Origin of the sequence: Saccharopolyspora griseoalba (assembly GCF_042665275.1) — a bacterium.
Lineage (GTDB): Bacteria > Actinomycetota > Actinomycetes > Mycobacteriales > Pseudonocardiaceae > Saccharopolyspora > Saccharopolyspora griseoalba.
The window spans coordinates 1-11,692 of record NZ_JBHTCJ010000024.1; the positions used below are offsets into that span (position 1 = coordinate 1).

Sequence of the window (11,692 nt, forward strand, 5' to 3'; positions counted from 1 at the left end):
CCGCCACGCCCGAGGCCGGTAACAACGGCTCGATGACCTGCCACTGCTCATCAGTCAACTCATGCCTTTTCACCATCAACCAAGATCAAACCAGGCCACCCACACCCACTTTGAGGACACCCCCTAGCGGTCCGCGGTGCGCTGCTGCTCGGCGAGGAAGTGGGCGGTGCGCTTGGTCGACTCGTACAGGTCGCGGTAGTGGTCGAAGAAGGCGCCGTAGCGCTCGGCGTTGTCCGGGTTCGGCTCGACCGTCCCCACGACCGGGTTCCAGCCGTCCGGGTCCTCGGCCGCGCCGGTGCCCACGCCCGCCAGCAGCGCGTCGCCGTAGGCCGCGCCGACCGTCTCAGCCGGGACCTGCTGCTCCTTGCCGGTGATGTCGGAGACGATCTGCGTCCACAGCCCGCCCTGGGTACCGCCGCCCACCGCGACCAGGCGGCGGGCCGAGCCACCGGCCTCCCCCATCGCTTCGAGGTTGTGCCGCACCCCGTAACCGATCCCCTCCAGCGCCGCCCGGTACAGCTCGGCCCGGCCGTGCTCGAGGGTCATGCCCAGCAGCGCGCCGCGGGCGTCCGGGTCCAGGATCGGCGTTCGCTCGCCCGCGAAGTAGGGCAGCAGCAGGAGCCCCCGCGCCCCCGGCGGCACCGCACCGGCCTCGTCGACCAGCTGCGCGAAGTCGCCCTCGACGAGACCGCGCAGCCAGTCGGTGACCGCGCCGGAGGTCGCCATGCCCGCGGCCAGCGTGTAGGTGCCCGGGTAGGCGCCGCAGGTCCCCCACAGCGCCGGGTGTGGTCGCACCCGGTCGAGGACCTCGACGAAGAACATCGTGGTGCCGTACATCAGCATCACGTCGCCGGGCTCGCGCACGCCGACGCTGGCCGCCTCGGCCCACGCGTCCACCGTGCCGGCGGTGACCGGCAGCCCCTGCGGCAGACCGGTTTCCCGCGCGGCCTCGGCGGTCACGGCGCCCACCACGTCGACCGGCCAGACCAGCTCCGGCAGCGGCAGACCGGGGGCCACCGCCTCGGCGAGGTCCCGCGCCCAGTCCCTGGACTCCAGGTCGTAGAGCGGGTCGACCTGGCTGGCCGAGTGGTGGTCCAGCACGTACCGCCCGGTGAGCCGGTGCACCAAGTAGGAGCTGCACATCAGCAGCTTCTCGGTGCGCCGGTAGACCTCCGGCTCGCGGTTGGCCAGCCACCGGATCTTCGGCCCGACCGCCTGGCTGGACAGCGCGGAGCCGCCGCGCCGCAGGATCTCCTCGACGCCCAGCTCGGCGTTGAGCTCGTCGATCTCGGCGGTGGCGCGGGTGTCCACGCCGTAGAGGATCGCCGGGCGCAGCGGCTCCCCCGCGCCGGTGGCGGGGAGCAACGTCGGCCCGATGCCGCTGACGCCCAGCCCGGCCAGCTCGAAACCCTCAGCGGCGGGCAGCAGTTCCCTGGTCAGCGCCAGGAAGTCGGCCCACCACACCGATTCCGCGTCGTGCTCCACCCAGCCCGGGTGCGGGTGGGCGGTGTGGTGCGGCCGCGCGGCCCTGGCGAGGATCCGGCCGTCGGTGCTCACCAGCACCCCCTTCGAGCTGGAGGTGCCGATGTCGATGCCGAGCAGCGCCCGCGCGCTCACCCGCGGCTCCACTCGTCCAGCCGGACGCCGAGCTGATCGCACACCGCGCGCAGCTCGGCTCGGTGATCGCCCGGGATCGCGTGGATGTGGTTGGCGCCGAACTTCGACAGGAACACCTCGCCGGGGGCGTCCAGCCGCGCGAACGCGTGCGGCCACTCGGGCGTCGACTGGTCCACCAGCCGCTGGTTGGTCTCCGCGTCGTAGCTCTCGAAGTCGCCGAGCATCAGCTGCAGGCGGTACTCGCCGTCCTCCCTGGTCAACCGGCCCAGCGTCATCTCGCCGGGGGCGGCGATGTGCTGCACCGAAGCGCCGCCCGCGGGGAAGAAGAACACCTCCGGGTAGAGGTTGACCCGCGCCAGGTTCTCGGCCGGGTCGTCGCTGCGCGCGGCGAACCAGGTCGCGTGCTGCCCGGAGTTGCACAGGTCCCAGATGTCCCGGTCGGCGTGGTAGTGCCGCACGTCGGCGAACAGCACCGGGGTGCCGGACAGCTGCTTGAACAGCTGCATGGTCAGCGCGCCGTCCATGTCCGCCTCGGTCGCGGTGACGTGGGTCTCCTTCGGCCCTCTCCAGTCGTAGGGGTCGTTGAGCAGCGCCTCGGTGACGTCCATCGTGGCGAAGTTCTCGGTGAGCTCGGGCTGCGCCTTGATCCCGGAGAAGTCCAGGCTGCGCTCCTCGATGATCTCCCGGATGGCCAGGTAGGAGCGGATCTGGCGCTCCAGCAGCTCGGGCGTGAGCTTGTCGCCGTCGTAGTGCACGCCCGCGGTGCTGCGCTCCAACCACTCGCGCGCCGCGCGCGCCTCGGAGGCGTCGGCCTTGTCGGCCCGCAGCACCAGCTCGTACTGGTCGATCTCCTCGACGTCCACGCCGAACTGGCGCATCCACTGGTCGGTGTTGGCCACCGCGGTGTTCATGCCCATCGGCCTGCCGCCGAAGCGTCCGAAGGTGGAGCCGCGCAGCGAGGACACCGCGGCCGAGGCCTTGGCGTGCACGCCGATGGTGGCGGCCAGCTCCGGGTCGTCCGGCGCGCCCCAGGCGCGCGCGTGCTCGCGGCCGATCTGGTCCAGCGCCCCGCCCGCGGCGAGCATGCCGACCAGACCGGGCTCGGTGGGGTCGGTGGAGGCCACCAGCACCAGAGGGCTGCGGGTCGCGTCCGCGGCCAGCATCGTGAAGTGCGGGAACGACCAGACCGCGTAGTAGAGGACCGTGACGTCCACATCGGCCGCGGCGACCTCCCGGGCCACCGACACCGCCAGGTCGTTGGTGGCGACCAGGTCGGCGCCCGCGATCACCTCGTGCCCCGCGGCGCGCAGCGAGGCGACCAGGGCGTCCTGTTTGGACTGGATGAACGACGCGTTGCGGGCGTGCACGTGGCCGCGCCCGTCGGAAATGCTGACGACACCGATGCGAGCCACAGCTCCTCCAAGTTCGCTTCGACAGGCGGCGTTGACTGCGTGCGGAACCGGCGGTGAACCTGCTGGAGCGGCGGGACCTGAACCCCAGCAATCGTTTTCTCGGACGCTATTCTGGTCCCGCAGGGACTGTCAAGGCGGGCGAGGGACCATCACTCGGCCAGCGGGCCAGGGGAGGAACCGTGGCGAATATCAGCGATGTCGCAGCGCTTGCCGGTGTGTCCACCGCGACCGTCTCGCGGGCGCTCAACGGCAAGGCGACGGTCGACCCGGAGCTGTCCGCCCGGGTGCTCGCCGCCGCCGAGGAGCTCGGCTACCGCCCCAACGGACCGGCCCGCAACCTGCGCAAGCAGGAGACCGCGGTGCTCGCGCTGATCATCTCCGACGTGGAGAACCCGTTCTTCACCGCGATCGCCCGCGGCGTGGAGGACGTCGCCCACGCGGCCGGCTACTCGCTGGTGCTGTGCAACTCCGACGACGAGCAGGCCAAGGAGCGCGAGTACGTCGACGTGGCGCTGCAGGAGCGCGTGGCCGGGGTGCTGCTCTCGCCTACCGGCAACGCCGACACCGCCGAGCTGCTGGAGCGGCACACCACCCCGGTGGTGGCCGTGGACCGACCGCTGCCGAACGGGCGCAGCGACACCGTGCTGCTGAACAACCGGCCCGCGGCCAAGGAGGCCGCGCTGCACCTGGCCGAGCGGGGATACCGGCGGATCGGCTGCCTGCCGGGGCCCAGCGGCGTGCTCACCGCCGACGAGCGGCTGGCCGGCTACCGCGACGGGCTGCGCGCCGCGAAGCTGCCCAGCTCGACCTCGCTGGTGCGCCGCTCCCGGTTCAAGGCGGAGGGCGCGCGGGACTCCGCCCGCTCGCTGCTGACCCAGGAGCCGCCGCCGGACGCGGTGCTGGTGGCCAACAACGTGATGGCCGTGGGCGTGCTGGAGACCCTCGCCGAGCTGGGCCTGCGCCCCGGCCGCGACGTCGGCGTGCTCGCCTTCGACGACGCGCCGTGGACGACGCTGCTCGACCCGCCGCTGACCGTGGTCTCCCAGCCCGCCTACGACATGGGCGCGATGGCGGCCCAGCTCCTGCTCGACCGCCTGGCCTCCCCGGGCGGTGCGCCCACCACCCAGACCCTCTCGGCCGACCTCGTCGTCCGGGGCAGCACCACCCGCTGAGCGCGGCCCCCGGGCCCCGCGAGATCGCGGTGGCCCGGCGGACCGCGCCGCTCGGCGAGCCGCGTCAGGAGGGCAGGTCGAGCAGGCCTCCGTCCTCGGGACGGGTGGTCGGTGCCGGTCGCTCCGGCGCGTCCTGGCCGGGCTCCGGCGGGACCTGCGGTGCCGTGGGGACCGGGGCCGAGGGCGGCTCGGCGGGCGGCTGCTGCGCCGGCGGCAGCGAAGGCGGCACCTCCGGACCGGGCGGCGGTGCCGGGAGCGGGAGCCCGCGACCGGCGGGAGCGCCGTACCAGTAGGCCGTGGAGCTGTACTCGCCCGGCTCGTCGTTGGCCGGACCGTGCTCGATGCCCGCGCGCAGGCCGGTGCGGAACGGCACCGCCTCGCCCAGCATCAGCCGGTAGGCCCCGGTGCAGTCGTACCGGCAACCGTCCTGGTTGACCTCGTGCGCCGGGTTGCCGGCCTGCGGCATGGAGAACGTCGTGCCGAAGCGGAAGTACCAGCCGGACTCGTAGAAGTCCTCGGTGCCGGTGCCGTGCCAGGCCGGTTCGGCCGCGCCGTCGACGTAGAAGCGCTCGTCGCCCTCCAGGTAGTTGCGCGGGTTCGCCTGCTGCGCGCGCACCGAGTGCGGGAGCGCGCTGGAGCGCGCGGCGTTGAGCGGGATGTGCCCGCGCATCGTGTGCGTGACCCCGTAGAAGGTGCCCGCGCCACCGGTGTCCAGGAAGTTCCAGTCCTGGCCCGGCACGGTCGCGCCGCGCTTGTGCGTGGCGTGGAACAGCCCGTCGTCGGGCCCGGGCCCGCCGGGCCCGGCCACCACCTCCGCGGTGGCGCCGGTGATCGGCTGCCCGCTGCCGTTGACGATCTCGACCTCGGCCGAGCGGTCGAACGGCATCGGCCACCACGCGGTGTACCAGCCGTCCAGGCCGGGGTCGATCGAGCTCATCATGGTCCGCACGTCGTGCTCGCCCAGCCCGGAGCCGAAGAACTCCCCGATCGGGGCGTCGACCGTGGTCTGCCCGTCGAAGGTGATCCGCACCCGCGCGCCGGCCAGCACCTCGTCGGAGGCCGCGACCTGCGCCGGGTCGTGCGGGTAGCGGCCGGAGAGCTGCCAGCGCTCGAAGACCGGGTTGTCGATGGCGTAGCCGTGCGCGGACTCCTCGCCCGGGTGGCTGGGGCCGAGGTCGAGCACGTCGGTGCGCTCCCAGTCGCCGCCGACGAAGCTGTGCACGTCGTAGCGGAACTCGTTGACGTCCAGCGAGGAGGACGTGAACCGGTTGGCCACCTCGATGGAGCTCTGCCCGGCGGTGACCTCCGGTGGGACGTCGATGACCTGCACGCCCCACTCGCCCGGCCGCGCCGGGCCGCTGCGCCACTCGCCGACCGGGACGCCGTTGACGCTGACCCCGGCGACCTGGTCGGCGACCTGCGGGTCGAACCGCCGGACGAGCCGGACGCCCTGGTTGTTCGGGTCGACGCGCATCCGGAAGCTGCTGCCGCCGCCCGCGCCGTACGCGCGGCCGTCGTCGACGACCTGCGGCGCGGGCACCACCTGCGGCAGGCGCAGCCGCAGCCGGTTGATCCGCGCGGGCCCGGTGAGCTCGGCGACCGCTGCCGATCCGCCCGGCGCCACGTCGAATTCCCGCCGCACCGGGGTGCCGGTGGTCGGCCCCTTCGGGTCGGCCACGCCGAAGTTGCGCATCTTCTCCAGCACGTCGGTGGCCGGGTCGTTCGGGTCGAAGGTGGAAACCCCGTCCGCGTTGGGGAACACGCGGTTGTTCACGTGGTAGAAGTGCGGGTTGTTGGTCACCGTCACCCGCATGGATTCCCGGTAGGGCATGGGGACCTTGATGACCACCCCGCCCACCGCGTCCTCGGCGTTGCCCACCAGCGGCCACTCGAAGGGCCCGCCGACGCGACCGCTGACCACGTCGACCAGCGGCGCGTCCAGCACCACCCGGCCGTCCAGCTCGACGACGATGTTGCCGGTGGCGCTGACGTCGCCCAGCGGTTCGCGAGTGCTCCAGATCGAGGAGATCTCACCGGGTCCGGTGTGCTCGGCGATCACGCAACCGCGCTCGGTCTCGCTCAGGCAGGAGTAGGTGCCGTTGAACCCGTCGTCGTTCCCGCCGGTGCGGTCGTAGCTGGAGAACTGCCGGGACTGCTCGCCGCCGCGCAGCTGCGGCATGGCGCCGATGTCGCGGTAGGCCTCCCAGCCGACCGGCCCCTTGGTCGGCTCGGACGGGGCCGGAGCCTGCGCGTGGGCGCGGGCCCCGGAGAAGCCGGCGTCGGCGACCGCGGCGGCCGCCACCAGCGAGAACACGCCCAGGTAGGCGGCCAGCCGGAGGGTGCACCGCCGGCCCTGCGAAGTCGTGGAGCGGTCTTTCATCGTGATCGCCCTCCCGGTGCGGACACAGCACTGTCCACAGCAGACAAAAGAATGCGGCCCGTTGCGAATCGGCGGAATTTCACGGGAAGAACTACGGGGAACCGGCGGTGGAGATCAGTTCTGGTAGGCGAAGGGTAAGGAGCGGCACCTCCGTCGGCAAGCATCCGGGCGGCTGAACCGAATTCATTTCGCGAAATTCACTCGATGAGATGGTCTACGGCGAGAGACCCGGGCACAGCCGCCAACCAGGTGCTTCCCGTTGGCACGAGCCGGATTTCAGCCGATCGTCGGATCACCGAGACAGTCGTCGGGGGCTCGGGGCGCAGGTGTTCGCGGCCCGGCCGGGGGAGCATCCGACCGGGCCGCGAACCGAAAGGTGTCGCGACGCCGGGAATTCAGCGCTGGTTCAGCCGCGCGTAGACCTCGGCGGCGTTGTCCTGGGTGACCCGCTCGGTTTGCAGCGTCTGCGTCTTGGGCACCTTCTGGCAGTCGATGAGCAGCTTCTTGGCCGTCTCCACGGCCTCCTTGCCACCGGTCGGGTACACGAAGGTCGCCGACAACCTGCCTGCTTCCACCGCCTTGATCCCGCCGGAGGGGATGGGCAGGCCGTCGATGCCGACGAACTTCAGGTCCTTCTTGCCCGCCGATTGCGCGGCCAGCCAAGCGCCCTCGGCCATCGGGTCGTTCTGCGAGTACACCGCCTGGACGTCCGGGTGCGACTTGAGCAGCGCGTCCATCTTCTGCTGGCCGACCGTGCGCTCCCACTCGCCGTCGGCGGTGGCCGCGATCTCGACCCCCGAGCCCCGGATGCCCTCCTTGAAGCCTTTCTCGCGCTCCGCCGCCGGCGTGGAGCCGGAGAGCCCCTTGATCTGCACGATCTTGCCGCCCTGCGGCAGCAGGGTGTCCTTGAAGTACTGACCCGCCCGGCGGCCGATGTCGACGTTGTCCGCGCCGATGTGGGAGGTGTAGGCCTCACCGTTGACCTTGCGGTCCAGCACCACCACCGGGATGCCCTCGTTGTAGGCCTTGCGCACCACGTCGGTCAGCGGGGCGGCCTCGTTCGGGGAGATCATCAGCAGGTCGACCTGCTTGGTGATGAAGTTCTCCACGTCGCTGACCTGCTGGGAGTTGTCCTTGGCCGCGTCGGCGAACTGCACCTCGAACTGCGGCACCTTCTCCGCGGCCTTGCGGATGTCGTCGTCCATCCGGACCCGGTAGGGCTCGGCCAGGTTGGCCTGGCTCATCCCGATCGTGTACTTCCCGTCGGGCCCCTTGCAGTTGGCGGTCGGATCCTGCTGCTGCGCGGCACCGGTGTTCTCGCTGGTCGTTCCGCAACCGGCTGCGGCGAACGCGACCACGGCGCAGGTGAGGGCGACCAGAGACTTCGTCCTGTACATCGTGCTCCCTCCCGTAACTTCCCTCACGACGCCGGTCGCAGGCGCTGCAGCGCCGCCGCCGCGACGATCACCAAACCCTTGATCAGCAGTTGCAAGTCCTCGTTGACGCTGTTGAGGCTCAGCATGTTGTTCAAGATCCCCAGCAGCAGCGCGCCGGCGATGGTGCCGATCACCGAGCCGCGACCGCCGGCCAGGCTCGTGCCGCCCACGACCACCGCGGCGATGCCGTCGAGCTCGTAGGCGGTGCCGTCGTTGGGGCTGCCCGCGTTGAGCTGCCCGGCGTGCACGATGCCCGCCAGCGCCGCGCAGAACCCGGCGATGGCGAACGCGATGATCTTGGTGCGGTTGACCGGGACACCGGACAACCGCGCTGCCTTCTCGTTGCCGCCGATGGCGTAGAGGTGCCGGGAGTAGGCGCTGGAGCGCAGGAACAGCACCGCCACCACCGCCACCGCGGCGAAGATCAGCGCCGGGATCGGCACCACCCCGCCGAAGGTGCGCTCCCCCAGCAGGGAGAACAGCATCGGCGCCTGGCCCTCCCCCTCGCCGTAGGAGATCTGCACCGTCTCGCCGCCGGACCACATGCGCGCCAGCCCGCGCGCGATCTGCAATCCGGCAAGGGTGACGATGAACGCCTGCACCCCCAGCAGCGCCACCGCCGAGCCCTGCAGCATCCCGAACACGACCCCGGCCAGCAGCACCAGCACGACGGTCAGCCAAACGCCGTGCCCGTCGCGGACCATCAGCACCGCCGAGCCGACCGCGGCCAGCCCCAGCACCGAGCCGACCGACAGGTCGATGCCGCCGATGAGGATGACGAAGGTCAGCCCGATCGCGATGATCCCGATCTCGGAGACCGCGCGCGCGATGTTGAACAGGTTGTCGCTGGTGAGGAAGAGGATCTCGCCGTCGTTGCGGGGCGAGAAGATCACCGCGGCGAGGAAGACCGCGATCAGGCCGAAGAAGCTCTGGAACCGGAACAGGTTCTCGACGGTGGCGGCTCGCCGGTTCGGCTCACCTCCCGCCGGCGCGGGCGGTAGTTCCGTCTGGTTGCTCAACGCGCACCTCCCCGGGCGCTCCCGACCTCGGTCTCATCCACATCGGACCCGCCGTTGCCCTCGCCCATCGCCGCGGCGAGCAGCTCGGCCTCTCCGGCCGCGGCGGTGTCGAACTCGGCGACGCTGCGCCCGCCGCGCAGCACCACGACCCGGTGGCAGGCGCCGACCAGCTCGGGCAGCTCGGAAGAGGCCAGCAGCACGCCGATCCCGCGCTCGGCGATCTCGCCGAGCAGCTGGTAGATCTCGGCCTTCGCGCCGATGTCCACGCCTCGCGTGGGGTCGTCCAGCAGCAGCAGCCGGGGTTCGGTCAGCAGCATCCGGCCGAAGACGACCTTCTGCTGGTTGCCGCCGGAGAGCGTGCCCACCGGATCGGTCGTCCTGCCGAGCTTGACCTTGAGCTGCTCGACGCTGCGCTCGGTGGCGCCGAGCTCGCGGCGGCGCCGCACCAGCCCGGCGCGACCGAGCGCGCCCAGCACCGAGAGCACGGTGTTGGCCACCACGGAGTGCTCCAGCACCAGACCCGAGCCGCGGCGGTCCTCCGGGACGAAGGCGATGCCCGCCTGGAGCGCCCGGCGCGGGCTGGACGGCCGCACCGCGCGGCCGTCCAGCACCACCTCCCCCTCCCAGGTGCCGGGCGACCCCGCCCCGAACAGCGACTCCAGCAGCTCGGTGCGGCCGGAGCCGAGCAGGCCGCACAGCCCGACGATCTCGCCCCGGCGCACGGTCAGGTCCACCCCGTCGGGCTCGCGGCGGCCGACCCGCGACCTGCGCGGCCGGACCGCGAAGTCCCGCAGCCGCAGCAGCTCCTCGCCGAGCTCGGATTTGGCCTCGGTCTCGGCGAACCGGGTGCGCACTGAGCGGCCGACCATCGCCTCGGCGGCCTGCTCGGCGCTCATCCGCTGCGCGTCGAACTCGGCGACCTCGCGGCCGTTGCGCAGCACGGTGGCCCGGTCGGCGATCTGGCCGATCTCGTCCATCCGGTGCGAGATGTAGACGATGCCGGTGCCCGCGCGGCGCAGCTCGCCGATCACGCCGAACAGCCGCTCGACCTCCGCGGTGGACAGCGCCGAGGTCGGCTCGTCCATGATCAGCACGCGGGCTTCCAGCGCGAGCGCGCGGGCGATGGTCACCAGCTGCTGCTCGCCGACGCGCAGCGCGCCGACCGGGCGGGCGGGGTCGATGTCGATGCCGGTGCGGGTGAGCAGCTCGCGGGTGCGCCGGTCCATCGCGCGGCGGTCCACAGTGCCCAGCCGGGTGCGCGGTTCGCGTCCGAGGTGGAGGTTCTCGGCGACGCTCAAACCGGGCACCAGGTCCAATTCCTGGTGAATCATGGCGATTCCGGCGGCCTGCGCGTCCGCGGGCTTGGCGAACTGGACCGGGTGTCCCTCGATGGAGACCGCCCCGGCGTGATCTGCGATGTCGCCGGAGAGCACCTTCATCAGGGTGGACTTGCCCGCCCCGTTCTCGCCGAGCAGCGCGTGCACCTCCCCGGCGCGGATGGTCAGGTCCACGCCGTCGCAGGCCAGCACGCCGCCGTAGCGCTTGGTGACGCCGGACATCTCGACCAGTGGTGGCGCCGCGCCCATAACCGACCCCCATCTCGTCGCTCGCGACGCGAGAAAACGATTGCTCGGACGCTAAGGTGGGCGCGTTCGCTGTGTCAAGGCTCACACCCCGGGGTGGCGCATACGGCATCCATTCGGATGCATCGAAATCACGGAGTCATCACGGCAGGTCGTGTCTCCACCATCGCCCGACGTGGTCCGGGGCGCTCGTTCGAGAAGAGCTTCTTCGCGTTGCTCGCTGGAACGTTACCGTTGAGTCGTGACCGCGATCCGCGCGAGCCAGAGCGCTTCCCCGCCCGGCCAGGAGTCGGACGACTTCTCGTCCCGCTCGGCCTTCGGCCCCTACGGCATCCCCCTGTGGGGCGCGATCCTGGTGGCTGCCGTCCCGACCGCGATCGGAACCGTCGTCGACGTCCTGATCTGGGAGCAGCCGGGAATCCTGTTCAAGACCTGCTTCTTCCTCGGCTGCCTCGCCGCCGTGCTGATGGTCCGGCGGGACAGCGTGTTCGGGCCGATGGTGCAGCCGCCGCTGACCCTGGGCATCGTGATGCCGCTGCTGGTCCTGCTCACCGGAGCGGGCAGCGGCGCAGGAGGTGGCCTGGCGGGCAAGGCGCTCGCCATCGCCAGACCGCTGATCACCAGCTTCCCGATCATGGCCGGGGCCGCCGCGGTGACCCTGGGCATCGGGCTGGTCCGGATGCTGGTCACCGAGAGGGCCCCGCGGACCTCGCTGGACCCGGAGGCCATCGACCCGGAGGCCAAGACCCGCAAGCAGCGCCCGGTGGCGCGCAAGCAGCCGGCGCGCGGGGAGGACCGCAAGGCCGCCCCGCCCACGGACCGCAAGAAGCCTCCGGAGAACCGCCGGAAGGGCACCCCGGAACGCCGCGAGAAGCCCGCCAGGGGCGAACCGCGCGGCGCCCCGCAGTCCCGCGGCGAGGCCCCGCGCGGAGGTGCGCAGCCCCGCGGGAGCGCGCAGCCGCGCGGTGAGGGTCGGCCGAAGCCGCCGAACCAGCCGGGCCGCTCCGGCGGCGCCGCGCCGCGCCGCGACCAGCCCGCGGGACGCCCGCGCCCGGCGGACCAGCGCAAGTCGG

8 protein-coding genes are annotated in these 11,692 nt (G+C 72.1%); 2 read left to right on the forward strand and 6 right to left on the reverse strand.

The genetic code is table 11. The annotated features are described in order from the left end of the window. Nucleotides 1–123 precede the first annotated feature (123 nt). Together ACFQRI_RS26725 and ACFQRI_RS26730 are read right to left on the reverse strand one after the other, a co-directional pair. Nucleotides 124–1,617, reverse strand: a complete 1,494-nt coding sequence (locus ACFQRI_RS26725) for an FGGY-family carbohydrate kinase (RefSeq protein ID WP_380673365.1) — start codon at nucleotides 1,615–1,617, stop codon at nucleotides 124–126. After that, entirely contained in the window at nucleotides 1,614–3,029 is a 1,416-nt protein-coding gene (locus ACFQRI_RS26730; RefSeq protein WP_380673367.1) for an L-fucose/L-arabinose isomerase family protein, read from the reverse strand. The genes ACFQRI_RS26725 and ACFQRI_RS26730 overlap by 4 nt, the downstream gene beginning before the upstream one ends. A 179-nt stretch (nucleotides 3,030–3,208) precedes the next feature. Between ACFQRI_RS26730 and ACFQRI_RS26735 the strand changes: the two genes are divergently transcribed. Then, a complete protein-coding gene (locus ACFQRI_RS26735) occupies nucleotides 3,209–4,201 on the forward strand; it encodes a LacI family DNA-binding transcriptional regulator (protein ID WP_380673369.1) in 993 nt (330 codons plus the stop codon). Nucleotides 4,202–4,265: 64 nt separating this feature from the next. On the opposite strand, the gene ACFQRI_RS26740 is transcribed toward ACFQRI_RS26735, so the two are convergent. The 4 genes from ACFQRI_RS26740 to ACFQRI_RS26755 all read right to left on the reverse strand — a co-directional run bounded on the left by ACFQRI_RS26740 (nucleotide 4,266) and on the right by ACFQRI_RS26755 (nucleotide 10,622). Beyond that, nucleotides 4,266–6,581, reverse strand: a complete 2,316-nt coding sequence (locus tag ACFQRI_RS26740) for a glycoside hydrolase family 172 protein (RefSeq protein ID WP_380673371.1) — start codon at nucleotides 6,579–6,581, stop codon at nucleotides 4,266–4,268. A 395-nt stretch (nucleotides 6,582–6,976) separates the two neighbouring features. Then, nucleotides 6,977–7,978, reverse strand: a complete 1,002-nt coding sequence (locus ACFQRI_RS26745; RefSeq protein WP_380673373.1) for a substrate-binding domain-containing protein — start codon at nucleotides 7,976–7,978, stop codon at nucleotides 6,977–6,979. Nucleotides 7,979–8,001: 23 nt separating this feature from the next. Beyond that, nucleotides 8,002–9,036 (reverse strand): ABC transporter permease, encoded by a 1,035-nt coding sequence (locus ACFQRI_RS26750; protein WP_380673375.1) that lies wholly within the window; start codon nucleotides 9,034–9,036, stop codon nucleotides 8,002–8,004. Further along, nucleotides 9,033–10,622 carry a sugar ABC transporter ATP-binding protein gene (locus tag ACFQRI_RS26755; protein ID WP_380673377.1) on the reverse strand — a complete coding sequence of 530 codons (1,590 nt, stop codon included), beginning with the start codon at nucleotides 10,620–10,622 and terminating at the stop codon, nucleotides 9,033–9,035. The genes ACFQRI_RS26750 and ACFQRI_RS26755 overlap by 4 nt, the downstream gene beginning before the upstream one ends. Before the next feature lie 238 nt (nucleotides 10,623–10,860). Between ACFQRI_RS26755 and ACFQRI_RS26760 the strand changes: the two genes are divergently transcribed. Continuing rightward, a partial coding sequence (locus tag ACFQRI_RS26760) for a DUF6542 domain-containing protein (protein ID WP_380673379.1) occupies nucleotides 10,861–11,692 on the forward strand: 832 nt, incomplete at its 3' end.

Excerpts from the sequence above, each read along its gene's own strand:
- ACFQRI_RS26755 (WP_380673377.1), bottom strand. The coding sequence starts at position 10,622 with ATGGGCGCGGCGCCACCACTGGTCGAGATGTCCGGCGTCACCAAGCGC.
- ACFQRI_RS26745 (WP_380673373.1), bottom strand. The coding sequence starts at position 7,978 with ATGTACAGGACGAAGTCTCTGGTCGCCCTCACCTGCGCCGTGGTCGCG.
- ACFQRI_RS26740 (WP_380673371.1), bottom strand. The coding sequence starts at position 6,581 with ATGAAAGACCGCTCCACGACTTCGCAGGGCCGGCGGTGCACCCTCCGG.